The sequence below is a fragment of the Mesorhizobium sp. C432A genome, from assembly GCF_030323145.1.
Taxonomy (GTDB): Bacteria; Pseudomonadota; Alphaproteobacteria; order Rhizobiales; family Rhizobiaceae; genus Mesorhizobium.
The window spans coordinates 71,589-86,399 of sequence record NZ_CP100470.1; the positions used below are offsets into that span (position 1 = coordinate 71,589).

16 protein-coding genes are annotated in these 14,811 nt (G+C 59.9%); 11 read left to right on the forward strand and 5 right to left on the reverse strand.

Annotation, left to right across the window (positions count from 1 at the left end; translation table 11 throughout):
• Positions 1 to 524: 524 nt before the first annotated feature.
• Both NLY33_RS00310 and NLY33_RS00315 read left to right on the forward strand, forming a co-directional pair.
• Positions 525 to 2,000: a recombinase family protein gene (locus NLY33_RS00310; RefSeq protein ID WP_023708400.1), complete on the forward strand. Its 1,476-nt coding sequence runs from the start codon at positions 525 to 527 to the stop codon at positions 1,998 to 2,000.
• 17 nt (positions 2,001 to 2,017) lie between these two features.
• Entirely contained in the window at positions 2,018 to 2,320 is a 303-nt protein-coding gene (locus tag NLY33_RS00315; RefSeq protein WP_023709504.1) for a helix-turn-helix domain-containing protein, read from the forward strand.
• Positions 2,321 to 2,505: 185 nt separating this feature from the next.
• Here NLY33_RS00315 and NLY33_RS00320 read toward each other — a convergent pair whose 3' ends face one another.
• Entirely contained in the window at positions 2,506 to 3,417 is a 912-nt protein-coding gene (locus NLY33_RS00320) for a LysR family transcriptional regulator (RefSeq protein WP_023708401.1), read from the reverse strand.
• A gap of 423 nt (positions 3,418 to 3,840) precedes the next feature.
• Here NLY33_RS00320 and NLY33_RS00325 point away from each other — a divergent pair, with 423 nt between their 5' ends.
• The 9 genes from NLY33_RS00325 (at position 3,841) to NLY33_RS00365 (ending at position 11,496) form a co-directional block, all read left to right on the forward strand.
• Positions 3,841 to 4,644 carry an ABC transporter ATP-binding protein gene (locus tag NLY33_RS00325; protein ID WP_280790714.1) on the forward strand — a complete coding sequence of 268 codons (804 nt, stop codon included), beginning with the start codon at positions 3,841 to 3,843 and terminating at the stop codon, positions 4,642 to 4,644.
• 16 nt (positions 4,645 to 4,660) lie between these two features.
• The gene (locus tag NLY33_RS00330) at positions 4,661 to 5,326 is read left to right on the forward strand and encodes an ABC transporter permease (RefSeq protein WP_023708403.1); all 666 of its coding nucleotides are present in this window, start codon (positions 4,661 to 4,663) and stop codon (positions 5,324 to 5,326) included.
• 13 nt (positions 5,327 to 5,339) lie between these two features.
• Positions 5,340 to 6,068, forward strand: a complete 729-nt coding sequence (locus NLY33_RS00335) for an ABC transporter permease (protein ID WP_023708404.1) — start codon at positions 5,340 to 5,342, stop codon at positions 6,066 to 6,068.
• Positions 6,065 to 7,189: an alanine racemase gene (gene alr / locus NLY33_RS00340; protein ID WP_023708405.1), complete on the forward strand. Its 1,125-nt coding sequence runs from the start codon at positions 6,065 to 6,067 to the stop codon at positions 7,187 to 7,189. The genes NLY33_RS00335 and alr overlap by 4 nt, the downstream gene beginning before the upstream one ends.
• Positions 7,190 to 7,232: 43 nt before the next feature.
• Entirely contained in the window at positions 7,233 to 8,078 is an 846-nt protein-coding gene (locus NLY33_RS00345; RefSeq protein WP_023708406.1) for a transporter substrate-binding domain-containing protein, read from the forward strand.
• A gap of 100 nt (positions 8,079 to 8,178) precedes the next feature.
• The gene (locus NLY33_RS00350) at positions 8,179 to 9,411 is read left to right on the forward strand and encodes a CapA family protein (RefSeq protein ID WP_023709502.1); all 1,233 of its coding nucleotides are present in this window, start codon (positions 8,179 to 8,181) and stop codon (positions 9,409 to 9,411) included.
• A 206-nt stretch (positions 9,412 to 9,617) separates the two neighbouring features.
• Complete coding sequence (locus tag NLY33_RS00355) at positions 9,618 to 10,367, forward strand: helix-turn-helix transcriptional regulator (RefSeq protein WP_084565923.1); 750 nt, start codon at positions 9,618 to 9,620, stop codon at positions 10,365 to 10,367.
• Positions 10,368 to 10,441: 74 nt separating this feature from the next.
• Positions 10,442 to 11,044: an acyl-homoserine-lactone synthase gene (locus tag NLY33_RS00360; protein WP_023708409.1), complete on the forward strand. Its 603-nt coding sequence runs from the start codon at positions 10,442 to 10,444 to the stop codon at positions 11,042 to 11,044.
• A 35-nt stretch (positions 11,045 to 11,079) separates the two neighbouring features.
• On the forward strand, positions 11,080 to 11,496 hold the full coding sequence (locus NLY33_RS00365; protein ID WP_023708410.1) for a LysR family transcriptional regulator: 417 nt from the start codon (positions 11,080 to 11,082) through the stop codon (positions 11,494 to 11,496).
• Positions 11,497 to 11,521: 25 nt separating this feature from the next.
• On the opposite strand, the gene NLY33_RS00370 is transcribed toward NLY33_RS00365, so the two are convergent.
• The 4 genes from NLY33_RS00370 to trbF are packed head-to-tail and all read right to left on the reverse strand — an operon-like array spanning position 11,522 to position 14,811.
• Entirely contained in the window at positions 11,522 to 11,749 is a 228-nt protein-coding gene (locus NLY33_RS00370) for a DUF2274 domain-containing protein (protein ID WP_023708411.1), read from the reverse strand.
• A gap of 1 nt (position 11,750) precedes the next feature.
• The gene (locus NLY33_RS00375) at positions 11,751 to 12,995 is read right to left on the reverse strand and encodes a TraB/TrbI/VirB10 family type IV secretion system protein (RefSeq protein WP_023708412.1); all 1,245 of its coding nucleotides are present in this window, start codon (positions 12,993 to 12,995) and stop codon (positions 11,751 to 11,753) included.
• Positions 12,992 to 14,131: a P-type conjugative transfer protein TrbG gene (trbG, locus tag NLY33_RS00380; RefSeq protein WP_023708413.1), complete on the reverse strand. Its 1,140-nt coding sequence runs from the start codon at positions 14,129 to 14,131 to the stop codon at positions 12,992 to 12,994. Before trbG ends, NLY33_RS00375 begins: the two co-directional genes overlap by 4 nt.
• Complete coding sequence (gene trbF, locus NLY33_RS00385) at positions 14,128 to 14,811, reverse strand: conjugal transfer protein TrbF (RefSeq protein ID WP_023708414.1); 684 nt, start codon at positions 14,809 to 14,811, stop codon at positions 14,128 to 14,130. Before trbF ends, trbG begins: the two co-directional genes overlap by 4 nt.

Here is a 14,811-nt window from a genome sequence, read left to right on the forward strand (position 1 = left end):
TCGATTGCACGCCCATCTCGAATGGCTCCTGCATCGCGTCGACGCAGAAACGCGCCACCGCGAAACTTCCAATTCTCGCTCTTCGGCGAGAAGCAGACGTTGCCGCTTGATTGACCATCATTTGGCAGCGAGCCTGATTCCTAATCTGTAGGTCACAGGTTCGATTCCTGTCGGGATCACCAACGTTTTCAGATGTTTAGTGATTTGTTGCCGTACTTTTTTGCCAATTAGTACGGCAATTAGTACGGAGTTTTTGACAATCAATCCGCCATTCTGATGTGTATTCGCTTGGGGTTACCAGCGACCCAACGTCTCGAGCCGCGCGAAGCACTTGCGCGGCAAGTTTAGAGTCACGGCACGCCTCGGCCGACGATCCGAGGACGGCAAAGGCCATCGCCGAGATGAACAGCGCGGCAACTTAACACCCGATATGTCTTGGTTAGAGCACGTGAGCGTTGTAATATTCGATCTTCGGAAGCACGCCCTTCTATTGATATCTGGCCTGAGCTATCCGAGGAGATACCATGGCGCCTGGGTTGCCAAGCATGCCTCGTGTGCTAGCGGCGCAATACATCCGCATGTCAACCGAACACCAGCGCTATTCGCTGGAAAACCAGGCCGCGGCAATCGCGGAGTATGCAGAAACATGGGGGTATGCTGTCGTTCAGACCTATGCCGATGCCGGCAAAAGTGGGCTAAGCCTGAAAGGGAGGGATGGTCTCAAGCAATTGTTGGCCGATGTCGTGACAGGCCAACACGCTTATTCAGCTGTTCTGGTTCTGGATGTAAGCCGGTGGGGTCGATTTCAAGATACGGACCAGGCCGCACACTACGAGTTTCTTTGTCGAGATGCTGGAGTCAGCGTTGAGTATTGCGGTGAACCTTTCGAAAACGATGGCAGCATGGTTTCGAGCATCGTCAAAAATCTGAAGCGCGTGATGGCGGGAGAGTACAGCCGGGAATTGTCGTCGAAAATCTCAAGGGCGCAAACGCAGCAGGCACGCCTTGGGTTTAAGCAAGGTGGTAATTTGCCGTATGGGATACGACGGCTCCTGGTCAATAAAGATGGTGAGCCCCGATTTTTGCTCGGACCCGGTGAGCAAAAGGGACTGAGCACTGATCGTGTGATTGTTGTGCCAGGCCCGCCGGAGGAGCTCAGAACAGTTCGCCGAATTTTTCGCATGTTTGTCAGTCAAAAGCGAAGCATGCTGAACATTGTGAAGGTGCTGAACGATGAGCTGGTTCCTTCGACCGACGGCTGCGCGTGGACCCCCGGGCGTGTCAAAAGCGTGCTGACCAGCGAGCTGATGGTTGGATATTACGTGTACAACCGAACGACGCAAAAAATGAGGGGAGAAACGAAACGCAACCCTCCGTTTCTGTGGGTTAGAGTCAAGATGATGGACCCGATTGTCGACGGTAAGGTTTTTGCGAAAGCGCAGCGGGAGTTGGCATTTAAACGTGGCTACGGGTTTACAAAAGCCGACATGCTCAAGAGACTGAAGCGGCTCTTTAAGGAAAGAAAAAGACTGTCTTCGAGGATAATTGATGACTGCCTATACACGCCCTGCGCAAGATCTTACGATAAGCATTTTGGAAGCCGTCGGGCCGCCTACGCAATTGTCGGGTACAAGTGCCGGGCGGTTGCTAGGCGCGGTCGATGGTACTCCAATGATGAACTTCTAGATGGTATCCGGCGACTACATAATAAGTTCGGATACGTTACACTAGCGCTTATCGATGCGGATTCACAACTGCCCACGTATCGCGTGTTCGCTGAACGCTTCGGCTCGATGTTTAAGGCCTACGAACTGGCGGGCTTCCCCACCACCAGGGGAGAACAGGCCGAGGCAGCACGAAGAAGGGCCAAGCTACGGTCCTTCGAGCCACGCCGAACCGACGTTTCAAAGCCCGTTCCAGACACAGCACTCATCGAAGAGGTCGCGTCCTCTGACTCGCAATCGAATGATATGCCAAAGCATATCAGACGTTTCACCTGATATACAGAGACATATCGATGCGCCATGAGACCGACGACATCATTCAAACTCTGCGTCGCGCCCGCAGAGACAAAGGGCTAAGCCAGCGCAAGCTCAGCACACGGATCGGAGTGCCGCAAAGCCATATCTCCAAGATCGAGAGCGGGGCAACTGACCTCAGGCTTTCGAGCTTGGTCGAGCATGCCCGCGCACTTGATCATGAAGTGGTCGTTGTACCGCGCAGGGCGCTGTCCGCAGTTAAAGCAATTGTCGCCAACTCAGCGCTGCACAAGGGCATCATCCTGCGGCGTCCAGCATATCAATTCGACGATGACGACTAGGATGCCTGTTGCGCCGGCATCGTTACCCAGCCCTGCCGGTGCGACCCGGGTGCGAACCAAGTCGAGGCTTCCGAAGCATCGCTCAAGGCTTGCGCGGCAACCAAGTCATTGGTGCCTGCAACTAGCCGCCAGCTTTTCCGTTAGATGGTTTGCCCGGAGATGCTGCCGGTTCAACGCCAATTCCGTCATGCGGGATCCCGCAGCGCATCGGCGAGCCGTTCCCTTGCCAGTTGCAGTTGGCCGCTTAACTTGCGTCCCCGCTGCCAGAACACGACGTAGTGATAAATTGCGCTTGGCTCAAAGGGCCGAAACTGGAGGCCAAAGAACGCACACTCTTTCGCAACGATACTGTTGGTCACCGAGATCCCGATACCAGCCGCAATGAATGCAGCCTCATGCCCGTTGGCGTCAACCTCGACGGCAATATTCGGCTCCACGCCCATGTAGCGCAGAGCGTTCAAGTCCATCTGGTGAGTATTTTGGCGCGGCTCTATATCTATCATTGGCTCGTCGCGCAAATCTTCCGGCGTTATCAGGTCCTTCTCGCCCAGCCGATGCCCCGCCGGAAAGAGACAGACATTGGTCGCAGTCGCGACCGGCATCCAATCAAAGAGTCTTTCGTCGAGTGGTAGACGCGATAGGCCCAGATCAGCACGCCCGTTGAGAACATGCTCTGCGACGTCCTGGTAGCTGCCCGACTTGACGTGGAAGACACATGAGCGGTCATCGACACGGATCTGCCTGACAGCCCGCGGGACAAGGGTGAAGCAAAAGATGTCTGGCGCCGCGATGCCGATTGCATGACCCTCAATTCCCTTCAGCGCCGCGATCGACTTTCCAACCCTGTCAAGGCTCAAGAACGTCCCATCGATCTCGCGAAGCAATTCCCAGGCCTGCGCCGTTGCGACGAGCCGGTTTCCCTCGCGCCTAAACAGCGGCACGGTAAGCGCCGTCTCCAATTGCGCGACCTGTTGGCTTACCGCCGACTGGGTGACGCGAAGGACCTTGGCGGCCTGACGTTCAGACCCCAGTCGCACGACCTCTCGGAAAATCTGCAGCTGGCGGAGTGTTACCCCTGTGTTCGCAATCTCGACCAAGTTTGCTCCCGTCGGTCGTGCCCGGCGCTTTTACGCCCGCAGTCGTTGACCGACACGACAACAACTTATCATGCGGCAGCGTGACCTGTTGAGCAAGCACGATTATTGGGCAGAAAACGCGCGTTTTCGGCACTAGCGCACGATTGGCTATATTAGCTCAGCTTATATGAAAAGAATCTGGCTTATAAATTGACCGGTCCACTTCTCTTGGCCGATTGTAGTGCCAGATCACGGTCAAGCTTCGTCGCCCGCTGAGATGAACTCTCGGGCGTCGCCCAGCCGCTGCCGGGTTTCAACGCAGAACGGGAATGACGGATGATGCGACCTTGGTCGGCAGCAGTGCGGAGCTTTTGTCCCAGTTCCGGGAAGGCTCGATTGCCAAAGCGGTTGGCGCGCATCGCATGTACGGCGGGAGCCGTTTCGTTGGCACCCTCCGATCTCGATAGGCCAGGCTGCGATGATGTGGCGGCCCTCAGGGTAGAAGGACTTGAAAAATCGTTCGGCAATTATCCCGTTCTACGCGGCGTTACGCTCACTGCCCACCGGCACGAGGTGATCGGCATTCTGGGAAGCAGCGGCTCGGGCAAGAGCACGCTGTTGCGCTGCCTCAACCTGCTTGAGATGCCGAACCGCGGGCGCATGTGGGTCTTGGGTGAGCGGTTGAAGCTTCGCGAGGCGGTAAACGGCCGTGGCGGCGCCATTCTTGACCGGCGCCAGATTCAAAGGGTGAGGGCCTCCCTGGGGATGGTCTTTCAGAGCTTCAACTTGTGGCCGCACAGAACGATCCTTGAGAATGTCGCGGAAGGCCCAACGCACGTCCTGCGACAGTCACGGCGGGAAGCGATCGGGGTCGCGGAGCAATATCTCGCGCAGGTCGGCCTTGCGGACAGGCGCCATCACTATCCGCACCACCTTTCGGGCGGGCAGCAGCAACGTGCGGGCATCGCCCGGGCTCTCGCCATGGAGCCCGCCGTTCTGTTGTTCGATGAGCCGACGTCGGCGCTTGATCCCGAGTTGACCGGCGAGGTGCTCAAGGTCATCCGGTCACTGGCCGAGGAGGGGCGCACTATGCTTCTGGTAACCCATGAGCTCGCCTTCGCCAGAGAGGTCTCTACGCGCGCTGCGTTCATGCACGACGGCAAAATCGAAGAAGAGGGGCCATCGCGGCAGCTATTCCTTGAGCCGGCTTCCGAACGGCTCCGCCGATTCCTTCAATCGCATTATTGATGGGGCGACCTGCGTCATGAACGGCTTCGCCATACAATTCCTCCACGGACTCTGCATGACAGTGCTGGTCGCGGCCATCAGCGGTGTGCTGGGGACCGCCGTCGGCCTCGCCGGCGCCGCGTCGAAGCTGTCAGCGTATCGGATTCCGATGTGGCTGGCCGAGGTCTACACGACCGTGATCAGGGGCGTGCCCGAACTGCTTGTGATCCTCCTCATCTATTTCGGAGGAACGGCCGCGATCACATTCGCGATCGGCCGATATGTCGAGATCAGCGCCCTCTCGGCAGGGGTCATCGCGCTGACCGTCATTTTTGGCGCCTATTCCACCGAGATATTCCGCGGCGCGATCTTGAGTATCCCGCGTGGGCAATGGGAAGCCGCATCATCGATCGGCCTGAAATCCTGGCAGATTTGGTTGCTCGTGATCTTGCCGCAGATGGTGCGCGTGGCGTTGCCGGCCTTCTGCAACCTCTGGATCTCGCTCCTCAAGGATACAGCGCTGATTTCGGTGGTCGGCCTGACAGATATTATGCGTGTCGCCTTCGTCGGCGCGGGCTCCATGAGGGCGCCGCTGACGTTCTATCTGGCCGCCTCCGCGCTCTACCTGCTGCTCACCAGCGTCTCGCTGTTGGCGTTCAGAAGGCTCGAGCAACACATCGCTGTGCCAGGCCAGTTGCGCTGAGGGAGGAAGATAGATGCAGATCGACATCTTCCTCCAAAGTATCGTGACACTGGCGAACGCAGCGTTCCTGACGATAGCGCTGACGGTCCCGTCGCTGGTGATCGGCTTCGTCATCTCCGTGCCCTTGGCATTCATGCGGGCATCGGACAGCCGATATCTTTCGTCGGCCATACTGGCCTACACCTACGTGGTTCGCGGCACGCCGTTGCTGGTGCAACTCTTCCTTATCTACTACGGCCTCGGCCAGATCGACGTGATCCGCCACAGCCCCCTCTGGGTATTGTTGCGCGACCCCTTCTGGTGCGCGCTGCTCGCCTTCTCGCTGAACAGCGCCGCCTACACGACGGAACTCTTCCGGGGTGCAATCCAGGCGGTGCCTCGCGGATTGGTCGAAGCCGCGGCAGCCGTCGGCATGTCACGTTTGCAGCAGGCAAGGCTCATCACATTTCCCATCGCGTTCCGCGCGGCATTGCCGTCCTACACCAACGAGGTCATCGGGCTGCTGAAAGCCAGTTCCTTGGCCAGCACGGTGACGCTTCTCGAAATCACCGGCGTAGCGCGCCGGCTCGTTTCCGAGACTTTCGCGCCCTATGAAATATTCCTCGCCGCAGGCGTCATCTATCTCGCTCTCACATACCTAGTAACCTCGATCTTTCGCCTTCTGGAGAGGCACCTCGCAGGCGCTAAGCCGAAAGTAGCGCGAGAGACGGCGATGCTCTCGTTGCGGCGGATTTCGCCATGACGGATGCGCTGTCCCAGTTAGCGTCCCCAGCTGCAGCGTCCTGTTGGCGCGAGATCAGCCTTTCGGCGATCATCCACAACTATCGCGCTGTCAGGGTTGCCGTGGGACCCGCCGTCAAGATCTTTGCCTGCCTCAAAAACGATGCCTATGGCTGTGGCGCCGCAGAGGTCGCAGCTGTACTGGCGGCCGAGGGGGTGGACGGGTTCGGCGTTGCCTCAGCGCGAGACGCCTATCGCGTCCGCTCGCGAGCTTCCCGAACGCCAATTCTGCTCTATCCCGGCATAAGTCCCCAATGGGCCAGGGATGTGTCGAAGCAGGACCTCACAATCACCCTTTCGAATGTATCCGAGTTGGACGCCTGGGCGGCGACATCGGAAAGGCTGGCCGCCTTCGTCAAGGTCGATCTCGGTTTCTGGCGCGCCGGCGCACTTCCGTCCGAGATCGAAGGATTGCTCGATAGGGCCGCCGCTACACCCAATATCGACGTCAAGGGCTTGTACGCGCATTTGAACGAACTTCCAGGCACCGGGCCGACAGCCAGTGAGCAGTGGAGCCGCCTGAAAGACCTTTTGGCAACTATCAGTCGACGACCCGCTATCATCATGTTGTCCAGCAGCGACGGAGTGCTGCGCCATCCCGAGATGGATCTGGATGCGGTCGACCCTGGGGCAATGCTGTTCGGCATCGCGGACACGGCGAGGGCGGCACGCCCACTCACCCTCAAACCAGCGCTTCACGCGATCAAGGCTCGGCTCGTTTCGGTCAAACGGGCCGATGCCAGCATAGGCCCTGTACCTGATCTGCCCGGTTATAGCTCCGACATGCAAATCGGCGTGCTTGGCATAGGCTGGGGACACGGCCTGCCGAGGGATTTGCCATTTGGCGCCAGCGCGATCATCCGTGGGAAGCGGATCCCGCTGCTTGCTCCCCTGCACCTGGAGCATGTGCGTGTCGACCTGACCTGCATTCCGGATGCTGCCCTCGGCGACGAAGCGATCCTGCTCGGATCAGCCGATGGCGAACACATCGATCTCGCCGAACTGGCCAGGCATTGGCGCACCGACAGCGTCGGCATCTGCTGCGGGCTGCAGCCGGATCTGGCGCGGGTCTACACGCTCTGAACCCACGAACGGACATCGCAACCAAAAAAGGGGGAATCAAATCATGCCTAAACATCTTTTGCCGATCGTCTTCGCAGCCATGTTATGGGCGATGGGCGCTCACGCCGGCACTCGAACCGCGATCACCATCGCCTCCGAGGGTGCATCTCCGCCATGGGACTCGATCGATTCCAACGGCCGGCTCGTCGGCTACGACATCGACGTCGGCAAGGAATTGTGCCGCCGCATGGCCATCGAATGCAAGTTCGTAGCGCAGGATTGGGACGGGATCATCCCTGCACTTACCGTTGGAAAATACGACGCGATTATCTCTGGGATGTCCATCACCGAGAAGCGCAAGAAGACCATATCGTTCTCTGCGCCCTACGCGATCGGCACCAACCAGATCGTCATGCGCCGGGATCTGAACTTGCCGCCAACCGACATAAAGCTGAAGCTGGACCTCACCGGAATCGACGCCGGCAAACAGGCGATCCTCGACCAGCTCAAGGCGGCCCTGACTGGGAAAAATCTCGGCGTGCTGCGCTCCTCCAATTCCGAGGCAGTCTTGACCGACCTGTTCGGCAAAGTGGCGACGATCCGGAGCTACGACTCTCTGGAGAACCTGAAGCTTGATCTCGCCGCCGACCGGATCGACGGCGGATTAGCCGATTACTCCAACTGGAAGCTGTTTCTGGACAGTCCGGACGGACAAAACGCAGCTTTCTATGGTCCGCAACTCTTTGGCGGGACGTGGGGACCCGGCATTGGCATCGGCATCAGGAAGGACGATGGCGACCTGGTGGAGGCGTTCAACAAGGCGATTGCCGGCGCGGTCACCGACGGCACGTTGAGGAAACTCAGCCTGCAATGGTTCGGCTTCGACATCTCTCCACCCGAGACGCCCTGAGCGCCATCGCGCAAGTTCTCCAAATTGCGGCATGGCGGAGCAACAGGATCCGCCATGCCCTCCCCTGAAGTTCGTCCTTTTGAAAAGATTCGGTCCAACAATGACACCCTTCACCGTGGCAATGACTGGCCAATCCCTGATCCATCACGATATCCGCGCGTCATCGGACAGCAGTTTTCATGACCTTGTGCAGATGTTGAAGACCGCCGACGTCGCCTTCACCAATCTCGAGACGACCATAACGGGACGTCACCCTGGCTGGCCGATGAAGGGATCGTTTTTCGGTTGCTCCGAACCGTTGGTCCTCGACGTTCTGGAAGATATGGGTATCAACACTCTCTCCTTGGCGAACAACCACGCCTTTGACCTGGGTCCAGGTGGGGTGCTGTCCACTATCGAGGAGGTGGGCGCGCGCGGGTTTCTCCATGCCGGCACAGGCGCTGACCGTGCCACCGCGATGACACCCCGATCGAAGAGGTTGGGAGCCAAGACGGTTACCTTGGCTGCCATGGATGCCGGACCCGGACCGGCGACGATGTATGCCGACGACGCAGCTTCCGACAGGCCCGCTCGGCCAGGCGTCAACAGGCTGGAGGTGCGTCGGCTCTTCGGGGTCGATCCTGAAAAGTTCGACATGCTGACCGCCATACAGTCGACATTCAAGAGCGGCGAGTTAGAGAGGGCAAACTATTACCAACCAGACGATCCGCCAGTCGTGAGCGACCCTCGCGATATTGACTTCTATGGGACGGTGTTCCGACGGTCGGCCCAGAACCGACGGCACATTCTCATGGACCAAACCAGTGCGTCCAACCAGCTTGCCGCCATAAGCGACGCCGCCCACCGTGGTGAGTTCGTCATAGCCTATCTTCACCATCACCATTGGGAGCCCGACTGGCGCGAAGTTCCCGACTGGGTGAGAGTATTCGCCAGAAGGTGCGTCGACGCCGGTGCGCGGATATTTGCCTGCCACGGCGCGCCTGTGCTGCAGCCGATGGAGATTTACAAATCTGCCCCACTGTTTTTTGGGCTCGGCAATTTCATCTTTCACGTTCCAGAGCACGAGGCTGAGTGGAACTCGGCCGACGTCTGGAAAAGCGTTGTCGCCCGTTGCTGCTTCAATGAGGGCGGGGCGCTCAGTGCCATGTCACTGGAACCGATCATCCTGGGCGGAGAGAAATCTCTTGAGACGGGGCTACCTCACACGAGGCGCGTGCCGGTGCTAGCCAGGAGCGAGATGGGCCGCTCAATCATCGCGGATCTTGCCCGGCGATCGGCGTCTTATGGCACGAAGATCGAAGCGGACTGCTCGTCAGGAAGATTAGTCTTATGAGCGCTGCTTAGGCCAGATTTGATCGCGTGACGAACACGGAAAGGCTGCCTCGGGCCGGAGACCAGAAGTCAGTGCACAGCGACTGCACCACCCCATAGACCCGATGAGTGATACCGCTCCAGTCTGTCGGATACGAAGCGGACGGAGGGCGACACATTTAGGCTGCGGCAGCGGCTCCTGCCCTGTATGGATGGCAACTGACGGTGATGAAAGAAACCGCAATTTGGCGCAGGCGTCTTGATGACACGCTTGAATCCGTTGGTAGAATTCGGGGGAGTTCGACCCAACAAGAGATTTGTCAGCACCTACTTTGTTATGCTGGACGATTTGGCGCCACGAACCTGCTGGCAGGCTCAATTCCTCCGCCTCGAGCCCTGAAACGTGAGCAGGTTTCACACGTATTGCTCAACGCTTGGCCTGAACAGTGGTCCGAGCGCTACTTTTCAAATGGCTATCTCTATCGCGACCCTACCATTCAACTTGTAAATCGGGGTAATGCACCTTTCCTTTGGAGCGAGATCAATCAAGTGTGCAGGGTTTGCCGCGTCGGCCGACGGGTGATGGAGGAGGCTACTGAGTTCAAACTACGCAAGGGCTTGACGATACCGTTCGCGACGTTGGAAGGTCAGGCGGTCGGGTTTTCTATTGCAGGTGAAAAGCTCGAACCAAATTCTCACGACCGTCTCGCATTTCAGTTCATCGCTGCTTACGCTCTTGGCTGCGCGGCTGTTCTCGCAGACGGAAAGCGGAACACGAGGCCAGCGCGTCTTTCTCCGCGGCAGCATGATGTTCTCAGATGGGCTTCCGAAGGCCTCACCGTGGACGAAATCGCCGATCATCTCCACATCAGCCGCAATACTGTGGATACTCACTTGCGCTTAGTGCGCGAGAGGCTCGGCGTTACAAGCACAATACACGCTGTCGCGGAAGCTTTCCGCCTGGGCTTGATCGCCTAATCTCACGCAACTACGTGATGCCGCCTTCTTTCGGAAAGGACCATTGGTTGACCTCGAACTGGAGGACAACCAAGATGCTTCTTGTCGTTACGGCGCACAATGCGGAAGAATATCAGGCAGAGTTGGATCAGGCGTTCCGTCTTCGCCACAGGGTGTTTGTCGAAGAAAAGGGCTGGACAGATTTGTGGCGCGAAGACGGTCGTGAAATGGACCGCTTCGACGATGAGCACGCAGTCCACATGCTCTTTACAGCCGAGGACCGCATTGTCGGTTACCAGCGAATGCTGCCTTCGACGCGGCCCCACCTGCTGTCAGAGGTCCTATCGGACCTTAGCGAAGGCGAGCGGCCGGTCGGCGAGAACATCTGGGAATGGACGCGCTACTGCGTCGAGCCACAATATCGCGAACGGGGACGGATGCTCAGTCCGGTGGCGAATGCGCTTTTGTCCGGCATCGTCGAGTGGGGATTGGACAGAAACATCGACACGATCATCATCGAAATGAACCCGCTGTGGCTGCTGCGGCTGGTGCAGTTGCATTTCAGGGTGACGCCACTGGGGTTGCCGAAGGTCATAGGCGGCGAAGAGACGGTGGCGGTGACAGCGAGCTTCGATGAACGCACTCTCCAAAGGCTTCGCAAGACGCGCAGCCCAAACACTCACAACTCAATCTTGTGACAAGCGCTGCATCATCTCCGCACAAAGGAAGCGCAATGTGGCGCTCCATTCAACTGGTCACGCTTTACTGTACGATCGTTGTGGCCGAGGAAGGTAGCTTTCTCGGTGCCTCCCGGCGGTTGCGAATTCATCATTCCGCGCTCAGCAGGCGGATTAGGCATCTTGAGTTGATGGTGGGCGTTGCTTTGTTCGAACGCCACCCGGGCGGGGTCAAGGCGACAGCTGCCGGCGAACATTTACTGGCTAAAATACGCAGCATTCTGACCGATCTGGATGAAGCGCTTAACCGTGTTGAACCAAGGGGGCCGGGGAAGAGTGTCCAACCATCGATCGGGTTGGATGCGCCCCTTTGCAGCTGCGCGTTTCTCAATGCCGTCGTTGGATCGATGGCGAGTGATCCCGACATAGCTCCCTTCATCTCATTTCTCCGAAGGCTGCATCCTGCGCCTTGATACCCATCATCGTCCGCGGGCGAATCTAGCTGCCTTTTAGACCATGCCGGGCTCGGGTGAACGCCCGATCTGCCGCCATGAATCGCGCCAGCATCGGTGCAATGAGCTTTGCCGGATCGACAACTTTCTGGTCCGTCTCGCGGCCGAGGATCTCGGCATAAGCGGTCAGGTCACGGTGCAATGCCGCGGGGAGTTCCACCATGACCTTGACAGGTTTGTCGTCGGCGATTGGTCCCAGTTTCAGCTTGGCCATTTCAACCTCCGTAAGGTTCGAGCACGAGATCGCGCGTGACGATGACGCGCACCGGGAATCCCGGTCGGATGGTGAGCGTCGGCGCTATGTTGAGCTGCCGCTGGACGATCTGCTGGCCGGTCTGGCTGATGCTGTCCGAGGCGCCCTGGCGCAGAGCGCGCACGACGTCGCTCTCCTGGCCTGATGAGCCTGCCTGCGCGCCGATGCTCAGAACCGTGGAAAGTGCTGCAGCCTTGAACAACTCGCCCCAGTGATAGTCGACGCCGTCCTCGAGGCCAGCATAGCCCTCGGCGTCCGCGCCGGGCTCACGTTCCAGAACGATGGAGCGGCCGTTAGGAAAAATCAGCCTGGTCCAGACCAGCAACACGCGACGCTGGCCGAAGCCGACACCATTGTCATACTGGCCGATGAGGCGCGTCCCCTGTGGAATGAGATTGATGTGGCCGGTGGGGCTGTCATAGACATTCTCTGTCACCTGCGCGGTAATCTGACCCGGCAGGTCGGAGCGAATGCCCGTGATGAGGGCGGCTGCAATGACGGCGCCCGCCTGCAGGACGTTTTTCGACGCCGGCGCCGCTACGCGATCAGGCGAGACGGTGCGCTTGTCCGGCGGCTGATCGAGGAACGCGCGCTGCTGGTCCTTCGCCGACGGCGTCGCAGGCTGCGGCGCAAGGCCAAGGCTGGAAAGGTCGGGCTGTGGCGGGGTGCTTGTTGTAGACTGAACGGCCGTAGCCTCACCCGCAGGCCGCGTTTGCGTGGACGCGAACAGACGCGCGGTCCTCGCCGCTTCCAGTTCCTGCTCCCGGCGCTGCTCCTCCGGGTCCGGTCCAACGGGTCCGGTCGCTGGCGCTGGGCCGCCATTCCGCGCGTTGAGGATCGGGCGGCCGAGATCCCCAGGAAGCGGTGGGCCAAGCCTTGGAACGCCCGCATAGTCCTTTGGCAGGCCGGCAAGCCCATCGGGCGTCGAACGATTGTCGGTTGAATAGAGCTCCTGACCCTGGCCTTGCTGACGGTTCTGCAGCGCATAAATCAACGCGCCGCCGACAGTCAGGCTTGTGGCGAGGCCCAGTGCGGCCAGCGCCCTGCGAGACAAACGTGTTACGCGCGGCGGCTCGGCGCGCAGTCGCATGGCCGCAGCCGGCTCGCCTGTCAACGGACGGGCGTGATCTTCGGCTGGCCACACCCTTTCTGCATCATCTATTGGCCCCCGGCCTTCTTCCTTCCCGGGATCCATTTTGTCGCTCATGATGACGACCCTCCCCTGTCTGTTCGGAGGTACGTCGCTGGCGGGGTCTCACTAGGGCCACGCATCCAGGAAAATCGAGTGCTCCTTACCCCATCGGTGCGGGAGATGCGGATACGCTGCTGGTTCTTGCCGGCGCCGAAGCGCAACTCGGCGGCGGCAAACAGCCGGTCGACGATCATGTAGTTGCCGCGCACGCGATAGTTGACCAGCTCGGACGTGTCGCCTTCTGGCCCAACCACGAAGAGTGGCGGCATCTCGCCCTGGCCGATGCCCCGCGGGAACTCGATGAACACCTGCTTGCCATCGTCGAAGGCGCGCAGCGGCCGCCACGGTGCGCGATCGCCTGTCACCTGGTAGCGGAAATTCACACGAGCGAGATCGATGCCCGTCGAGACCGGCTGCGCCGCTTCGGCCTGCTGGTTCTGCCTGCGCAAGGCGATGAGCTGGTCCTGCGGGTATTGCCAGGAGACCGACGCCATATAGGTCGACGGCGTCGAGCGCAGTTCCATGTGATAGGTACGCCGATCGGTATTGACGACGAGATTGGTGAGAAGGTCGGCGCGCGTCGGCTTGACGAGGATGTGGACCTGCTTGGCGCCGCCCGTACCGCTCTCGGTATCGCCGATGATCCAGCGCACGGTGTCGCCGGCGGCGACGGGACCGGAGCCGACGAGCTGCTCGCCGGGCTGCAGCGCGATGTCGGTGATCTGCCCCGGCGATGCATAGACCTGATAGAGCGCGCCATCGACGAAGGGATAGACCTGCATCGAGTTGATGAAGCCGTCGCGGACAGGCTGGACGCGCGCGGCCGCATTGGCCAAGTTCACGCGCGCGGCCGGATCGGTCGGTTCCGGGTCGGGCTTTGCGGCCTTGCCGACCGGCTTCAACTGGCCGGGAAGCGGCAGCGGCTTAGACAGCTCCACCACCTTGACGGGCGATGGCGGATCGACGGCCTGCACGGCCGGGACCGGATCGTCATAGGAAATCTCCGGCGGCTTCTGCCTGGTGGCGCAGCCCGCAAGCGCCGATGTCAAAAGCAGAAGTGCTGGAAAGGCCATTTTGCGGAAGGCCGGCATTGAGTGGATGAGGAAAGCCGGACGCCCCCAGGGGGCGGCTTTGCAGAGTGCGGGCATCATTGTCCAAGCTCCTTCGACCAGTTGATGGCGTTGATGTAGATTCCAAGCGGGTTCTTCCTCAGCGCATCAGCGTCGCGCGGGGACTGGACGACAATGGTGAGGATGGCGGACCAGCGCTCCGTGGAAGCGAGTGAGCCGTCCTGATAGCGGCGTTCGACCCAAGCGATTCGGAAGCTCACCGGCGATGCGCGGATGACCGACGACACATCAACGGCGACCTGCTGCTTGCCGACCTTGGTGAACGGGTCATTGGCGCGCGCATAGTCGTTGAGAGCCAGCGCCCCGCCCTGCGTCGCGAAGTCGTAGGCCCGCAGCCAGTTCTGCCGCACGATGACCGGATCGGCGGGGATCGACCTCACCTGTTCGATGAAGTGCGCCAGGTAGAAGGCAATCTGCGGATCGTTCGGCTGATAGTCGCCGACCGCAGGTCCCACAGCCTGCGCCTGGCCGAGACGATCGACCTGCACCACCCAAGGCACGATCGAGCCGTTGGCGGATTGCCAGATGAGCGCGGCCGAGAACCCCGCGGCGAGCGCCAGGCAACCGAAGGCCATGGTGCGCCAGTTGCGCGCCTGCACGCGAGCCGAACCGATGCGCTCGTCCCAGACCTGGGCAGCGCGTTGGTAGGGCGTCTCGGGTTGTGGGGATCTGCCGTAGTGCGTGGACGGTCGTTTGAACAT